Consider the following 16,671-nt stretch of genomic DNA (forward strand, 5'->3'; position numbering starts at 1 on the left):
CGCGATGGGTTAATCATCTCATCTTCGACAAGACTCCAACAACCAATAAAAAACCCCGCAAAAGCGAGGTTTTTATAACACAGAGACCGACTATCGCTTAGCGATACCCTCTTTACCAGGGAAGTCAGGTGCACACTCTCGTGCGTTCGGCATCTTCAGCCAAAGTCGTAGGAGATGACGCTTCTTATCTTCCTCTTCGTAATCTTCAAAGCCAGTACGAGAGTGGAAAATTGTATAGTTATTAGCAAACTGAATATCACCCGGTTCCATCATCATATCCAAGCGGATATCGGGGTCATTCAAGATCGAATCAACCAGATCAAAGGCTTCTACCTCTACTGGTGACAGTGGCAGTCCAGCTTTCTCTTGTGCAATTTCAATGTACTGGCGCAGATGCATCGCACTCAGTTTGCCTTTGTAGTAACTGAAAATTGGTACCGGGCCGGCATCACCATTATTGATGTGCTCCATTAGGAAATGGCGGTGCAACAGGCCAAGGTACTCGGTATGGTTTTCTAGAATCTCATTGAAAAGAGTAATGGCGCTAGACAAGCTGCTCATGCCGCCGGATTTGGCTTTGCGAAGACTTAATAGTCCGACAACGTCAGAGAGGTCTGCGTGGTAGGGTAGATACTCATTGGTTTCATAAACACGGACCGATTTAGGATCTTTTGCACCGATATCTTTCACGTGGCCGATCATATCGCCTTTGATGTTCTGTGATACAGGGATACCCATATGAAGGCCAAGGCCGTAGTAGATAATTGCGGTCTCTTCGTCAGTGTAACGCTCAATAGGTAGGCCGCGGATAAGTATGAAGCCTTTGCCATCCTCAAGCTCGGTATTGAAGTAGTTGATCTCTTCCGCAAGCTCGGTGATCGGGAAATCTTCTTTAGTGAAGTTAGGTGTAGTTAGGCCTTTCGCTTTGACTGCGGCAAGTCCTTTTTCAAGAATGGCGATTGACTCATCGGACCAGTGGTAGATCCAAGATCCATCATCTTTTATATCTTTGCCTTTCCAAGCTGATGGGCCTTCGAATTTCTCTTTAAGAATGACTGACACTCTAAATTCCTCTGTACGAAATAGTATTAATTATTGTGATAAAGCTAAGGCCAATAGATTAGGCCAAGTATTAGAAATAACTGCTGTTACAATTATGATTGTTTAAGTCTATAACAATATTCAACTTTTGTATGGGGTATAAGTTGGAGCGGTCTTGAAAAGGCCGCGATAGGGTATCGTCTCATCTTCGATAAGACTCCAACAGAAGAGCACAAAAAAGCCCCGCTGATGCGAGGCTTAATGTCTGGTACGACCGGGCAGATTCGAACTGCCGACCCCTACCATGTCAAGGTAGTGCTCTAACCAACTGAGCTACGGTCGTATTTGGCTGCGTATTTTATGGTGTGAAATTTATTCTGCAAGTAGTAAAGTGACGGATGCAGATTATTTTTTTATAACTTTCCCTTTTTTACATGATTCAACTATTCTGAATCTATAAACACTGATACTAGAGGTCTGTTTTGGATAATGTGAATGATTCTCGGCGACCTGCCGAGTTGTCTGATGGTTTAATTGTTGTAGCTTTGGGGGCATCTGCTGGTGGCCTTGAGGCGATTACAGCCCTTCTAAGAAGCTCCCAACCCAATAACCATTTAGCCTTTGTTATTGCCCAGCATATGGCGCCTCAGCATCGCAGTCTGTTGGTTGAGTTGCTCTCTAAAAACTGTGATTACGAAGTGGTTGGCGCTGAAGATGGGGTCGAGATTAAACCCAGCACTGTCTACGTTAATACTCCCAATACCGATATCTCAGTGGTTGATGGTCGATTACATATCTCGTTACCTTCTGATGATGTGGGTGCTAAGCCCTCTATCGATAAGCTGTTTAAATCCTTAGCCATCAATTATGGTAGCCGTTCCATTGCGGTGGTTCTCTCGGGTACCGGCTCTGATGGTACGCAGGGTTTTCGTGAAGTGCGTGATGCAGGTGGTATTACAATTGCTCAACAACCGGATACGGCTAAGTACAATGGCATGCCAAATTCAGCGATCCGTGCGCGTTTGGCTGATCTAATCCTTTCCCCAGAAGAGATTGCTAATTACCTATCCGACAGTCACCACCGTCCTGAGGTGTTGAAGTCTGTTGGTAAAGATGAAGAGACGGTTGTCTCAGTCGACACTCTTATTGAGCGTATTTTGACAGAGACTGGCCTGGATTTCCGTCAATACAAACGCGCAACGCTTGAGCGCCAACTTCAGCGCCGTATGTCAGCGTTAAGGCTCAACTCTATCGATGATTATTTTGCGCATGTAGACAAAGACCCTGATGAGTTGGAGGTAGTTCAGCGTAGCTTTCTGATCTCAGTCACCAGCTTCTTTCGTGATGAAGAGGCGTTTGAAGCACTTGGTAAAGTTCTTGATAACATCATTAAACAAGCAGAACAGAGTGGTTCCATTCGTATTTGGGTTCCTGCTTGTGCTACCGGTGAAGAGGTCTACACCATCGCCATTATGTTGGCGGAGCGTCTAGGGGCAACTCTAAGAGGATTTAACGTTAAAATCTTTGCTACTGATATCAATGAGCTCAATCTAGATGTCGCTAGGCAGGGTGTCTATGTCGATGCTGCGGTAGAAAACCTTACACCTGAAGTGTTAAGTACCTATTTTGATCTAGAGGCTAATAAGTATCGGATTAAAAAGTGGGTTAGAGACATGTGTATGTTTGCTAGGCATGATCTAGTAAAAGACCCCTCTTTCCTCAGAATGAATCTTGTAAGTTGCCGTAACTTAATGATTTATTTGAATAACCCTCTGCAGGATCAGTTGGTCAATAATTTCCACTACGCTCTTAACCCTGGTGGCTACCTATTCTTAGGAAAGTCTGAATCCATAGGTTCAACGGGTGACAAACTGTTCGATTTTGTAGATAAATCGAACAAGCTCTACAAGCGTAAACCAGGTGCCGTCTCTTATGGTCGCTTCTCTGGTGCATTGGTGAAAGGTATTAACAATACGGTTCAGTCATTAAAAAACACCAATAATCCAACGCCAGCTCACCGGATAGAGGAGAAGGTCTTTTCAGCACTGATCGACAGTTTTGCCCCTCCTAGTATCCAGTTGAGTGATCAGTTCCAACCAATTAAGTACTTTGGGGATATCTCTCCCTACCTAAAAATCAATCCAGGTAAAGCTAACTTTGACATAGTCAGTCTGTCACATCCTCAGATACAGACCGAGGTTCGCGCTTTGATCAATAGGGTCTCCCGTGGCGAGCAGGACAAAATTGATCACATCGTGCGATTTAAGTTTCCTGATGATGTTACCTCTACCGTTAATATTTCGGTTCAACGCGTGGTTGATAACATCAGTGAAACTCAGGCCTACCTCATGAGTTTCAACCGTATTGTAGAGACTCCTGCCGTCAGCACCGATAATCCACCTAAGGCTTCTGCGGATGCGGGAGTGGTTGAAGAGTTAGAAGAGGAGTTACAACGTACTCGCGATCACCTTCAGGCTGTTGTTGAAGAGCTAGAAACCTCAAATGAAGAGCTTCAGGCTCTAAATGAAGAGTTGCAAGCGTCGACCGAGGAGCTGCAGGCTTCTAATGAAGAGTTGGAAACGACTAACGAGGAGTTGCAAGCCACCAACGAAGAGTTAACTACCGTTAACGACGAGTTACAGGCTAAATCGATTCTGTTGACTGACAGTAATGAAACCTTAGTGAATATTCAGCGCTCATTGGATATGGGTTTGATCGTGGTGGATACTGATCATCGCGTCGCTCGATTCACACCGCAAGCCGTTCGACTCTTCGGTATTTTGCCGGACGATGTAGGCCATAAGTTGACTAAGCTGCCTCGTCACATTGATGTTCCAGATTTTGAAAAGCTTCTGGATAATGTCATCCAGTCAGGCTCTCCTGTGCGCCGGGAGTTGGAAAGTAAAGGTGAAAAATACCTTATGAACATCAGCCCATATCGCCGTGATCAAGGAATTATTTCGGGTGCTGTACTGACCTTTACCGAAACCACCAAATTGAGTGAATCGATTGATCATGCCTCTCTCGTAGATGCCATGTTAAATGAGGTCGGTAAAGTTATTTCAGAAGGCGTTATGATCCTAGCACCAGGCTTTGCAAAGATCCTGCATGTATCTCAGCGCTTAGAGCAGATCACAATGCGTAACTCTGATGTTCTCTTAAGAGATTCTGAAACCTTCCTAGATATCGTTGATCATGGTGATAGGGAGCGTGTCGCTAATCACTACAAGGACAGTGAGACGCAAGGCTGGGACATGACCTACAAGATCAAACGTCGAGATGGCTCAATCGTCAAAGTTCATGACGTTGCTAAACGTGAAGAGGTTGATGCCCATGAGCACGATATCATCACTTCAATCATTAGGGTTATTGACTAGTGCTTGACTAATTAACCCTATGATTCTAAAAATGAAAGCCTCGGCAGTGCCGGGGCTTTTTTATAACTAAAAAAAACAGGGTTTTACCATGAAAAAAACACTTCTACTCGCTGCAGCTTTAGTTTCAACTTCAGCGTTCGCTGACACTCAACGTCTCGCAATTCATGTTGATGAAAACGATCCTAAAGTAATGAACTTAGCACTAAACAATGCGCAAAATGTTAAAGCTTACTATTCAGCGAAAGGTGATGATGTGATTGTTGAACTGGTTGCCTATGGCCCTGGTTTAAACATGTATCTTGAAAATTCGCCGGTAAAAGAGCGTCTGGAAACTCTAGGTATGGATGAGAGTTTCAAGTTTTCGGCGTGTAATAACACTTATACAAAAATGAGCAAGAAAGCTGGCAAGGATTTGGTGTTGCTGAGTGAAGCCAAAAAAGTACCCTCTGGCGTCGTGCGTTTGATGGAGCTTCAGAAAGAGGGTTATGCTTACTTACGCCCTTAACGCTAAGGGGCTTCGGCCCCTCTATTGAGATTTCACATGCAGCTTCTGATTGCTGATGACAGCCCAACGTTTAGGGCGCAGCTTGAATTTGTAGCCAGACAAATTGGCCATAACCCTAGTGTTTTTGAAACCGGTGACCAGTTGTGGGAGCACATTCAATCACATGGGCTCACTCCCTCTCTACTACTACTCGATTGGGAGATGCCAGGTCTGTCAGGCCCAGACCTCTGTGAAAAGATACGCTTAGCTTATCCCCATCTAGCAATTCACATCATTCTTGTAACCAGTCGAGACGAGACAACCAGTCTTGTTGATGGTCTCTCTTCAGGGGCCGATGATTACGTAACCAAACCGATTAATCGTGATGAGCTAGCGGCTCGCTTGTCCGTTGGGCAGCGAAATATTCTGCTTAGACAGCAGTTGCTAACCATTAATGAGCAACGCATTGCCGCTGAAAAGCTTTCCTCTGTAGCACAGCTAGCCAGCGGGGCGGCACATGAGATCAATAACCCCTTAGCGTTTGTGCGATCTAATTTGGATTATGTTTCGAGTCAAACATCACTACTATCAACACTGAATGAGCTGCTTAACTCCTCTGAGACCAGCTTGCCTCAGTTAAGAGATTGGTTTAACAGGCACCACTTCTCTGAATTGATTGATGAACTCGAAGAGGTTTCCCGTGAGTCACTGCAGGGGGTAACCAGAATACAATCGATAGTCGAGGGGTTGCTCAGATTCAACTCCGAACAGGGTTTGCAGCGACAGTCTGTTGATCTGAATAGTTTGCTGACTCAGCTTCTACCTAAAGGAGCTACATTGTCGCTTCCTGAAGCCTTGTTTGTTGTGGCCGATCCAAAACAGTTAGAGAAGATGTTTGCCGCTGTAATAGAGAATGCTGTGTTGGCGTCTCAAGAGGTGAGCACGATCAGGATACAAGGTCGCTTAGTGGGTGGTGAGATAGAGATATCGGTTAAAGACAGCGGTGTTGGCATTAGTGATGAGCAGAGAGCGAGAGCCTTTGATCCCTTCTATACCACGCGATCTATTGGATCTGGATTAGGGTTGGGGTTGAGTTTGGCGCAGGGTATTGCACGACAACACAATGCTGAATTAACGCTAGACAGTCAGTTGGGCATAGGTACTACCGTGATCTATCGTTGTCATGCTGCCTAAAGAGATCTATCGCGGCCATGATGAGTTTGGCACTGTCATTGTTTTGGATGATGGAAACTGTCGCTATTTGAGCTTTGGTGAAACCGATGAGCAGAGCTGTATCCTTAAACAGTCTCCAGAAGTGCCTCAATATGCCTTTATAAGGGCGATGATCTATCCTCTTCTATATCTTTCTCCTAACCGTGCTCTCTCGCTAGGTTTGGGAGCTGGCTCTCTGAATGGGGCGCTTCACTCCATTTTGCCAAATGTGAAACAGGAGATTGTTGAGATCAGTCCTGAGGTGGTTGAGGTTGCTCACAGGTACTTCTATCTGCCTCGGTCTAAACGAATCAACATTGAGGTGTCTGATGCCTATGAATATCTGCAAAGACCAGTAAAACGTAAGTTTGATCTGATCACTGCGGATTTATACACCTCTGAGGGATTAAATGAGATTCAAGTTGAAGCGGTGTTTATCGATGCGGCAGTGGCACGAATGACTCAAAAGGGTTGGTTGGTGCTTAACTGCTGGAGTGATCATCGTGAAGTGGAGATTTTAGACAGGCTGCGTGAACGATTCGATTCTCTTTTTAGTTGTACTACGGGCGATGGTAACTGGGTTCTTTTTGCGACGAACGGGCCCGTTGATGTTAGCAGCTCTCAGATGAAGAGTCGGATTAAAGAGCTGAGTTCACGTGCTGGCTTTGCTGTAAACACCATCGCTAAACGAGTCAGGCAAATCGTCTAAATGCTTGTTTTTTCTATCCTGATTGAGACAATGGGAGATCTTTATCAGGGAGAGTGAATGGATCAGTCATACGCCAGTCAAAACCGACCAGAACCGGGTTTGGTTATGCTTCACTCAAACCGTCAAGAGACTCTGAAATCAGTCTTGGTTGAGTGGCTTGCCAATCATCCGTTGGATCTTTTCGATAAAGAGGAGATGCTGGTTCAAAGCAACGGTATTGGACAGTGGATTAAGTTTGCCCTAGCTGAAGATAGAGAGCAGGGCGGTGTGGGTATTGCCGCTAACATCCAATTCTCTCTACCCTCTATGTTTATCTGGCGCGCTTATCGAGCGGTACTGGGTGAAGAAGCCGTTCCTAAAGTCTCTCCATTTGATAAACCACGCTTAAGCTGGCGTCTATTCAGATTACTCAATCGCTTACCTCAAACCGCACCTTTCGAACCTCTCATTCAGTTTCTGAAGGACGACACTGATCAACAGAGGCGTTGGCAGTTGGCACAGCAGTTGGCGGATCTTTACGATCAATATCAGATCTATCGTGGCGATTGGCTGAACCATTGGGCAGAGGGTGGTGAGCAGGTTACTGACGCCCAAAATCGTTCATTACCCCTTGCGGCGGATGATTGCTGGCAGTCGCTTTTATGGCAACTCATCTGTGACGATTTGGGTTTAGAACAATCACTCTCTCGTCCTGTTGTACACCAACGCTTTTTGCAAATCTGCTCAGAAGGTCATGTTGATCGGACAAAACTGCCTAAACGATTGATCATATTTGGCGTCTCGTCGCTGCCTAAACAAGCCCTAGAGGCGATTGATGCCTTATCACAGCATATCCAGATTCTTTTCTGTGTTCTTAATCCTTGTAAGCACTACTGGGCCGATATCATTGATGGTCGCGACCTGTTAACGGCTAAGAATCGAAGACAGTTAGAAAAACCTGCAGAGGATCTATTCGCCATTGAGCATCCATCCCAGCCACTGCTAGCGGCCTGGGGTAAACAGGGGCGCGATTTTGTTCGTCTGTTGGATCTCTATGATGAGAGTCACTCTTTCCAGAGTCAGTTTGGTTTAAATCGAATCGATCTGTTTGAAGATGAAGCCACACCTAACAGTTTGTTGCACCAAATACAGCATGACATACTCGAGCTTGAGTCACCTCAGTTCGAACCAAGGGTATTAACCAGTGGTGATCAGAGTTTGCGTTTTGTTGAAGCTTACAGCGCACAACGCGAGGTAGATATCCTGCAAGATCAATTGATCGGCGCGTTGAGGGATGATCCAAGCTTACGTCCGCGCGATATCTTGGTCATGGTACCGAATGTGGATGATTATCGTGCTCAGATCGAAAGCGTGTTTGGCCGACTTTCAACCAGTGATGAACGCTTCATCCCCTTTAGCATTAGCGATCAAAGTCGCTCTTCAACCCACTCAATGATCGGTGCACTCGAGCGTCTCTTGACACTAAACACCCAACGCATGGGCGTTACGGTCCTATTTGAGTTGTTAGATGTGCCTTCAATACGGCGCAAGTTCCAATTTGATACTGAGTCTTTAGCGACACTTCAAGAGTGGATCAATGATGCGGGTGTTCGATGGGGATTAAATGCACAACATCGATCTCTATTGGGTGTCACTACTGGAATAGAGCAGAACTCTTGGTTGTTTGGCTTGCGCCGATTGCTGACCGGTTATGCCTTAGGCGAATCTGACGGGGTCAAAGGCGTGGTGCCTCTGACGTCAGTTAAAGGGGTCAGTGCCAATGCCGTAGGATCGCTGGCGCAACTCTTAAGGGTGTTCTCTGAGTGGGCCAGTTTTATCGAGAATCACCATACACTTGACCTGTGGGTGGAACGAATTGAGCGCCTGATGACGCAGATATTCGATTGCATCGAACCTGATGAGCAGATGATTGAGTCGTCGCTGTTGACTGAACTTAAGGCGATACAGGAGCGATCCGCCTCAGCTGAAGTATCAGAACCTGTCCCGCTCCATCTGTTCAGTCAGCTTCTGCTTGATGCTTTGGATGCCCCTGATCTTAACCGTCGGTTTATGTCCGGCGGCGTCACTTTTGCGACCCTCATGCCAATGCGTGCGATTCCCTTTAAACGGATCTATCTACTGGGTATGCAGGACGGCGCTTACCCTCGACCCCAGGTTAGAAACGACTTTGATTTAATGGCGCGCTCGTCACTCTTTAGACCGGGTGATCGTTCTCGCAGGGACGATGATCGATACCTCTTTCTTGAAGCCTTGCTATCAGCGAGGGAGTCGCTTTCAATCAGTTGGGTAGGGCGCAGTGCGGTGGACAATAGTGAACGACCACCCTCGGTCTTGGTTGCTCAGCTGCGAGATTTTATTGATGCGCATTGGGTCAATCCTGACATGGCAGTACCTATATTAGACCTGTTAACGGACAAACACCCTCTGCAGCCATTCGCACAGGACTATTTTGATCAAAACTCTGCCTTAAACACCTTTGCTCATGAGTGGCTAGCAGTGCATCAGCCTGATTCAGACCTGAGCTCTGTTGCAGCATCGGTTCAGCTAGATCTGCAGCTGTCCATTGACGAGCTCAATCGTTTTTACAAAGCACCTGCCCGATACTACTACCATTCACTGATTGGAACCTCACTGCCACAACCGAAAGAGCAGTCGCAGGAGAGTGAACCCTTCGTGATCTCTAAGCTTGATGATCATCTGCTCAAGTCGGCAGCCTTAGAACTGCTCGGATACCCCAACAAAGAGGATCGTGAGGTCAAGATAGAGTCTGTTGTTGATCGGTTGAAAGATCTAGGTACTTTACCCTGGGGTGGTTACGCGGAAAAACCTGTTAGGGCTATAAAGAGCCACCTGGGATCGATCTGTCGACATCTTGATTGGCTCATCGATCGATACGATTGGCAGCAGCTGGACAGTCTTAAGCTTCATCTTGCGTTGAGTGGTGCGACTATTACCGGTGAAACTGGTGCTCTTTACCAGCTAGAAAAGCAGTGGGCCACTGTGGTTGAGCTTAGCGGAGCAGCCATTGAGAAAGGAGCGGTCAAACAGGATCGCATGTTGGGCAGTTGGCCAAAACACCTTCTCTTAAATGCCTGCTTAGGGCCTACGACCACTTATTTCATTGGTCCTGATGCTGTGACCTACCTTAGAGTAGTTGAGTCTCATGAAGCGATCCGGTTGCTTGAAGCCTTAGATCAAGCGCGTCGAGAGATGCTTGAAAGCCCCAAACCGATCGCGGCTAGAACCTCGCTGGCTCTGTTAAATAAGGGCGAGTCACAGGCTGCCACTCAGTTTGAGGGTGAGTTCACCTTTAATGAACGGCAACGTGAGCCTGAATTGGCTCAACTCTGGGAGAGTTTTGAACAGATCAAAGAGGCTGGATTAGCGGATTTTGCGGCGCGCCTCTACTCGCCACTGATTGATTACAGTGATATTTGGCGCGAGGGTAGCCGATGATTCCTATGCCACTGAACCCACTAGAGTTCCCATTCTCAGGCGCATCCTTGATCGAAGCGAGTGCGGGTACTGGTAAAACCTATACCTTGGCGGCCCTCTATGTTCGCTTGGTGCTTGGTCATGGCGGCGATCAGGCTTTCACAAGAGAGCTACTACCACCCGAAATTTTGGTCGTAACCTTTACCAATGCCGCGACTCTCGAATTGCGAGACCGTATTCGCAGTAACTTAAGCACGACAGCACGGGTGTTTAGGGAACTAGAGCAGAGTGACGATCACTTTACCTCTGCATTGATGCAGAGTTATCCCCCTGAGGAGTGGGAAGGCTGCGCATTGAAATTGGAACGCGCCGCTGACTGGATGGATGAAGCGGCAATTTTCACCATTCATGGTTGGGCGCAGCGCATGCTGACAGCACATGCGTTCGACTCTAATACTCTGTTTGATCTCCAACTGGGTGATGATGGCTTGTCCCAACTCGAAGAGGCGTGTCGAGATTACTGGCGTATTCACTGTTCAGTGTTAGAGCCCAGAGTGGCTGAACAGATAGGGATGCTCTTGAAGTCACCAGAGGCTCTCTACAGTTGGATCTATCGATCACTGTCAAGCGATGCCAAACTGCACTGGAAAGGGGAGCCTATTGATAAGAGTGTTGATCCTCGCACTGTCGCTCAGTCCATCAATGAGTGGCTTAACGACTTAGAGAGCTGTAGCACTAAACTGCTGACTATTTGGCGCGACAATATTGATCAGATTGAAGCATCACTGAGAGGCCAGTTTGAGGCTAAACACTTTAATGCTGGGCGAGTTAAAGAGCCTGGTTTCAGTGATCAGCTTCTGGCGATGCGACAGTGGGCCGTTGATGGAGAGGTGCCTGACAGTCCGGATTCATTGATTCAATATTTGACCTTTGAAGGCAAACTAAACAAAGGCAAGCCTCTGCCTGATCACCCAGCAGTGGATCTACTTTCTGCCTATACAGACCGTCTTCAGTGTCGCCCAAAACTCGAACCCATTTTACTGCACGCCTTAGACTGGGTATCAGAGCGTTTTACAACCCTCAAGGAGAGCACAGGTGCCCTCGATTTTGATGATCTTTTAGTCCTTCTAGAGAGGGGGCTTAAAGGGCCACTAGGGAGTAACTTAGCTTCCAGAGTGCGTGCACAGTATCCAGTTGCGTTGATTGATGAGTTTCAAGATACCGACCCATTGCAGTTCAGTATATTCAGTACGCTTTATCGAAATGTCGATGGTTGCGCGTGGATCATGATTGGAGATCCAAAACAGGCCATTTACAGTTTTAGGGGGGCCGATATTCATACCTATCTCGAGGCGAGAGAGGAGAGCCAAGATAAACTCTATACCCTTGGCACCAACTATCGTTCGAGTGAATCGGTCATTTCTGCGGTTAATGGACTCTTTGTCGATGCTGATCTCAAAGAGAAGGGGGCTTTTCTCTTCAGAGACGTCCATGGTGTGAATCATCTGCCGTTTTATCCGGTTAACGCCAACGGCTTAAAGAGCAGCCTAACCTCAAATAATCAGAGGCTCGATGGTCTACATCTGTTCTGCTTGGACGATGGCGAGTGCATTAATAAGCCTCGTTATCATCAAGCGCTGGCCACTCATACCGCAAGCAAAATCGCTTCGTTACTGAACCGGTCAGATGCTGGCGAACTATCAATGGGTGATGAGCCTATACAGCATGACGATATTGCCGTGCTAGTGAGAAATTTCACTGAAGCTAAAGTGGTAAGAACAGCACTCGATCAATCAGGTATCTCTTCAGTCTATCTGTCTGATAAAGAGAGTGTGTTTGAGTCACAAGAGGCGGAAGATCTTTGGCGAATTCTAAATGCCATAGCTCATCCACGGTCAAAATCGTTAATCATGGCTGCGTTAGCCTCGCCGGTTCTCTGCTTAACACGTGACCAACTCTTGCATCTGAATCAATCTGAGTCTGAGTGGGTCGATATTAGTCAGATCTTTGTTGAGCTCAATCAGATCTGGAAGCGAACTAATATTGCGGCCGTCATTCGAGCTCTGATCACCGAGTTTGATCTACCTCGTAAATTGAGAGCGACTCGAGGCAATAGGGTAGAGAGAAGTTTAACGAATCTATTGCACCTGGCTGAATTGCTTCAGAAACAGGTATCGGTTGTGGATGGTGAGCTGGGTATTATTCGTTACCTAGGCGAGCAGATCGTCAATCCGAGCGGTACAGGTGAGGAGCAGCTCATTCGCATGGAATCGGACTCCGGGCGAGTTCAAGTCATCACCATGCACAAATCCAAAGGGCTAGAGTATCCGATTGTATTTATCCCCTTTGGTGTCAGCAGCCAGTCCATAAAGGTGAGTGATAAGGGCTTAACCTATCGTCTTAATGGGCAAAAAGTTCAAGAACTGAATAAAGATACTCAGAAACACGAGAAGCCATTCAGTGAACGGGAGATGCTTGAAGAGGAGGTGCGGCTAATGTACGTCGCACTCACTCGAGCAAAATATGCCTGTTGGATAGGCTTGGGTGCCGTTGACGGTTTTGAGAAATCCGCAATGGCAAGCCTTCTTGGAATCAACGAGGCACTTCCTAAAAAACCGTCCAAAGAGGATCTCTACGACGCACTCAGTCAGGCCATTCTCAATGTGACCCAGCGAGATGGGGTTTTTCTGGAATCGGTCTCTGATCAAGTTGAACAAAGAGAGGTTAAAACGGATCGTGTGTTCTCACCTGAATGCCAACATTTATCTCTACCCGTTAATCGTGAATCTTGGTGGATGACCAGTTACTCTGCCATCGCAAGTCGCACTCAATCTCATGCAGTCGACTCTAAGATCGAAGAGAATTTGTTGGATCAATCGATTGCTGAAATGGAGCCGTTCGATCATTTAATTCGCTTTGATCAAGCCAAGACCGGAACCATTCACGCCTTTGAGCGTGGTGCGATTCCAGGTAATTTTTTGCATGAAGTATTAGAGCGAGCAGCAGAGCAGAGTTTTTCTCAAACCGCGACCCATTCCGAACTCATAAAGAGTGCCGTATGCATTGAGCAACAGCCAAGTCGATGGCATCAGAGTGGATTGATGATAGAGCAATGGCTTGAATCGATGCTAACCACACCCATTGTTCTTGGCTTTGAGCTGACACTTGCAGGCTTATCTCACTACCAAGCTGAGATGGAGTTTATCTTCAGTGCCCATCATCTCTCTGTCGCGGAACTGGATCAGCTCTGTATTGAGTCAATCTATCCTGAGTTAGAGCGGCCGAGATTGGAACAGCAGACGATCAATGGCCTGTTAAAAGGGTTCATTGATCTTACATTTGAAGTGAATGGGCAGTACTGGGTATGTGATTATAAATCCAACTGGCTAGGACCTGATGCCTCCTATTACACTGAGTCCAAGATGCAAGAGGCACTGGTGGAGCATCGTTATGATCTGCAGTTGATGATCTACCTGCTCGCCCTGCATCGACAGCTGTTGGCCCGCGATGTTGAATATAGAGAGAATCCAGTCAAAGGATTTAATGAGAAAGTGGGCGGGGCACTCTACCTCTATCTTCGTGGCGTGCCAGAGGGAGAGGGGTGTTTAGCAATCAAGCCAAGCTATGAACAGATCGAGCGTTTGGATCAGTTGTTTAAACAGGGAGCAGACAGTGCAGCAAGTTGATTTATGGTCTGACTCAAACACTGATTTGAATCTAAATCAGATCTTAGAGCTTTGGTTGGAAGCAGGTTGGATTCGTTCTATTGATATGGAACTCGCACTTCACCTATCGGAACTGTATGACAATCAATCGGCATGGGCGGGTTTAGCCTTAGTCTTAGTCAGTCATCAGCTAGGGCGTGGGCACAGTTGTGTCGATGTTCACTCCCTCTATAAGGATCCTGATCGTTACCTGGCACTTCCACCGGAGTTTGCAAAATTAGCCGGTATACCGTTACCCAGTGAGCTGTTTAAGCAATTAACAAAGAGTGAGTGGCTTGACGCAGTTCATCAGAGTCCGTTGATGGGCCTGCCCGATGAGAATACCCCCCTAATATTTGATCATGAGCGTCTCTACTTAAGGCGCATGTGGCAGGTAGAGTCTCGCGTTGCAGAGCGGTTAAAACAGCGTCTATCGAAACCCTCCAGCAACACGGACTCGTTAGAAAAGTATCTGAACCAACTGTTTCCGAACGATGACGCCAGCATTGATTGGCAGCGAGAGGCCTGTGCAAAGTCTGCAATTAAGCGTTTTTCAGTTATTACCGGTGGTCCAGGTACCGGTAAAACGACGACAGTGGTTAAATTGCTGGCGCTACTTAAACGTCTAGCGGATGACCAAGGTGATACCTTTGACATTGCACTTGCAGCGCCAACTGGCAAAGCGGCGGCACGTTTGTCATCCTCAATTGGGAGTGCACTTGAGCGCCTTCCAGAAGGTTTTGGAGAGGGGTTACACGCTCAAGTTGATACGGTCCACCGACTCATTGGTGTCTCTTCGGCTGGTCGAAGAAATCGTTATCATAAGGGGCATACTTTGGCGGTTGATCTGTTGATTGTAGATGAAGCATCCATGTTGGATATTGAGCTGTTCGATGCGCTGCTTGATGCATTGAGTGATCGCACACAGCTTATTCTATTAGGCGATAAGGATCAGTTAGCCTCAGTTGAGGCAGGCTCTGTCTTGGCAGACCTCTGCCGTGTTGAGAGTGATACAAACCCAGAAGGCTTTGTTAGCCAACTTAAAATCAGTCACCGCTTCAACAGTGAGTCTGGCATTGGTCAGCTAGCCAAGGCCGTCAACCAGGGGTCTTTAACTGACTACCAAGCTGTTTGGCGACAGACCTACAGCGATATTCACTATCAAACGGGAGCTGACCTGCGTCAGCAGATCGCTGATCGAGTCTTAAGTAGCGATCCACAGATACCGGGTTATACGAGCTACTTAGGAAAACTCACTCAGCCATGTTGCGACCCACTTGAGGTGCTTAGGCTGTTTGACCACTTTAGGTTATTGACCCCTCTGCGTCGCGGACCAGAGGGTGTTGAATCGCTTAACCATATTTGTGAGACCCTATTAGCCAGAAAAGGGCTAATCGATCTGAGTCAAGAGTGGTATATCGGCCGTCCAGTAATGGTTACTGCCAATGATTACGCGGTAGGTCTAGCGAACGGAGATGTGGGTGTCTGTTTAGAGCGAGAGGGCAAGCCTAGTGTGGCGTTTATCAACGAATGCGGAGATGCGGTACGATGGATCGACCCCCTTCGTTTAGAGTCGGTAGAGACGGCTTACGCCATGACGGTGCACAAATCACAAGGCTCGGAGTTCAAGCACGTTGCGTATCTGTCACCTAGTCGAGCGAATCCTGTACTGAGTAGAGAGCTTCTCTACACCGCCATTACACGTGCCAGTTCACAATTTACTCTTATCGAGATGAACAGCAGTGTGACACAGCAGACAATCAGTACACAGACCGATAGAGCCAGTGGGCTTTATCATCGCTTAACCGATTAAAGGGCTAATTCAATCTCTTCTAAAGAGGGAATAGCATCCGCTGTCCCTGGGCGTGTCACCTGTATCGCCGCACCGGTAACCGCAAAGTGAAGTGATGCTTTAAGATCCCCGGTTTGGTCATAGCGCGCGAGGAAAAGCCCCAGAAATGTGTCACCGGCCCCGGTCGTATCAACGGCGTCGACAGTGGGTGAGGGCAGTATAAACTCATCCTCTGAGCCTATATATCGAACACCACGACTACCCAGTGTCACTAGAATATGATCAACGCCGCACTCTTTAATCGGGCGGTTCAATGCGCGCTCTAAATCCTTGGCCTCAATCTCATTGACGACCAACATATTGATTAACGGGAGCATCACTAGGGTCTTATCTGCGTCGAAGGGGGCTGCTGAATAGCAGAGCTTCATCCCTTTAGCCTTTGCGCATTTCATGAAGTGTTCAGTTTGCGAGGTCTCGTTTTGACAGAGCGCCCAATCAGACGCGGTTGCATCCTTTAAGCCCTCATCTACCATCTGTTCGGTAATAGCAAAGTTAGCACCTGGGTAGACAAGGATTTGATTCTCAGCCGACTCTTCATCGACCATAACAATGCCATGACCTGTTGGCGTTTCCGACATAAATAGGTGGGTCGTATCGATATTTAACGCTTCTAATTGGTCGAAGTATCGTTTATCTGCAGGGTGCATCGCACCTATATGCTTAACGCGACCACCCGCTTTAGCAATGGCAACACTCTGGTTGGCACCCTTGCCACCCAACCCCTGTGTAAAGTTATTGGCTGCGAGTGTTTCACCCGGCCTAACTAGGTGGGGCAGTGAGTAGAAGTAATCTATGTTGACTGAGCCTAGGTTGTAAATGGCCATTCACGAATCCTTAATGAGTTCAGCCAACGATAT

The 16,671-nt window shown here is 47.1% G+C and carries 9 protein-coding genes and 1 tRNA gene; 7 read left to right on the forward strand and 3 right to left on the reverse strand.

Annotated features, from left to right (window positions below; all coding sequences use genetic code 11):
- Positions 1–90: 90 nt before the first annotated feature.
- Together XMD579_RS05315 and XMD579_RS05320 are read right to left on the reverse strand one after the other, a co-directional pair.
- A complete protein-coding gene (locus XMD579_RS05315; protein ID WP_173495540.1) occupies positions 91–1,062 on the reverse strand; it encodes a TauD/TfdA family dioxygenase in 972 nt (323 codons plus the stop codon).
- A 245-nt stretch (positions 1,063–1,307) separates the two neighbouring features.
- Positions 1,308–1,384, reverse strand: a tRNA-Val gene (locus tag XMD579_RS05320).
- A gap of 148 nt (positions 1,385–1,532) precedes the next feature.
- Here XMD579_RS05320 and XMD579_RS05325 point away from each other — a divergent pair.
- The 7 genes from XMD579_RS05325 (at position 1,533) to recD (ending at position 15,775) form a co-directional block, all read left to right on the forward strand.
- Positions 1,533–4,418 carry a chemotaxis protein CheB gene (locus XMD579_RS05325; protein ID WP_173505994.1) on the forward strand — a complete coding sequence of 962 codons (2,886 nt, stop codon included), beginning with the start codon at positions 1,533–1,535 and terminating at the stop codon, positions 4,416–4,418.
- A gap of 88 nt (positions 4,419–4,506) precedes the next feature.
- Positions 4,507–4,923, forward strand: coding sequence for a DsrE family protein (locus tag XMD579_RS05330; protein WP_173484500.1), 417 nt, complete (start codon positions 4,507–4,509; stop codon positions 4,921–4,923).
- A 36-nt stretch (positions 4,924–4,959) separates the two neighbouring features.
- Positions 4,960–6,096 carry a sensor histidine kinase gene (locus tag XMD579_RS05335; RefSeq protein WP_173480886.1) on the forward strand — a complete coding sequence of 379 codons (1,137 nt, stop codon included), beginning with the start codon at positions 4,960–4,962 and terminating at the stop codon, positions 6,094–6,096.
- Positions 6,086–6,823 (forward strand): spermidine synthase, encoded by a 738-nt coding sequence (locus XMD579_RS05340; protein ID WP_173505995.1) that lies wholly within the window; start codon positions 6,086–6,088, stop codon positions 6,821–6,823. The genes XMD579_RS05335 and XMD579_RS05340 overlap by 11 nt, the downstream gene beginning before the upstream one ends.
- Before the next feature lie 57 nt (positions 6,824–6,880).
- Positions 6,881–10,279 carry an exodeoxyribonuclease V subunit gamma gene (recC, locus tag XMD579_RS05345; RefSeq protein WP_173505996.1) on the forward strand — a complete coding sequence of 1,133 codons (3,399 nt, stop codon included), beginning with the start codon at positions 6,881–6,883 and terminating at the stop codon, positions 10,277–10,279.
- Positions 10,276–13,944 carry an exodeoxyribonuclease V subunit beta gene (recB, locus tag XMD579_RS05350; RefSeq protein WP_173505997.1) on the forward strand — a complete coding sequence of 1,223 codons (3,669 nt, stop codon included), beginning with the start codon at positions 10,276–10,278 and terminating at the stop codon, positions 13,942–13,944. Before recC ends, recB begins: the two co-directional genes overlap by 4 nt.
- Positions 13,931–15,775, forward strand: coding sequence for an exodeoxyribonuclease V subunit alpha (gene recD, locus XMD579_RS05355; protein ID WP_173494424.1), 1,845 nt, complete (start codon positions 13,931–13,933; stop codon positions 15,773–15,775). The genes recB and recD overlap by 14 nt, the downstream gene beginning before the upstream one ends.
- Here recD and XMD579_RS05360 read toward each other — a convergent pair.
- Entirely contained in the window at positions 15,772–16,638 is an 867-nt protein-coding gene (locus XMD579_RS05360; RefSeq protein WP_173484506.1) for a ribokinase, read from the reverse strand. The two genes, recD and XMD579_RS05360, sit on opposite strands and share 4 nt — an antisense overlap.
- Between the last annotated feature and the right edge of the window lie 33 nt (positions 16,639–16,671).

This window comes from Marinobacterium sp. xm-d-579 (genome assembly GCF_013282935.1).
In the GTDB taxonomy this organism is placed as follows: Bacteria; Pseudomonadota; Gammaproteobacteria; order Pseudomonadales; family Balneatricaceae; genus Marinobacterium_E.

Bases quoted from the DNA above. Each gene is read 5' to 3' on its own strand.
- XMD579_RS05335 (WP_173480886.1), top strand. From the start codon at position 4,960: ATGCAGCTTCTGATTGCTGATGACAGCCCAACGTTTAGGGCGCAGCTT.
- XMD579_RS05360 (WP_173484506.1), bottom strand. From the start codon at position 16,638: ATGGCCATTTACAACCTAGGCTCAGTCAACATAGATTACTTCTACTCA.
- XMD579_RS05340 (WP_173505995.1), top strand. From the start codon at position 6,086: ATGCTGCCTAAAGAGATCTATCGCGGCCATGATGAGTTTGGCACTGTC.
- recC (WP_173505996.1), top strand. From the start codon at position 6,881: ATGGATCAGTCATACGCCAGTCAAAACCGACCAGAACCGGGTTTGGTT.
- recB (WP_173505997.1), top strand. From the start codon at position 10,276: ATGATTCCTATGCCACTGAACCCACTAGAGTTCCCATTCTCAGGCGCA.
- XMD579_RS05330 (WP_173484500.1), top strand. From the start codon at position 4,507: ATGAAAAAAACACTTCTACTCGCTGCAGCTTTAGTTTCAACTTCAGCG.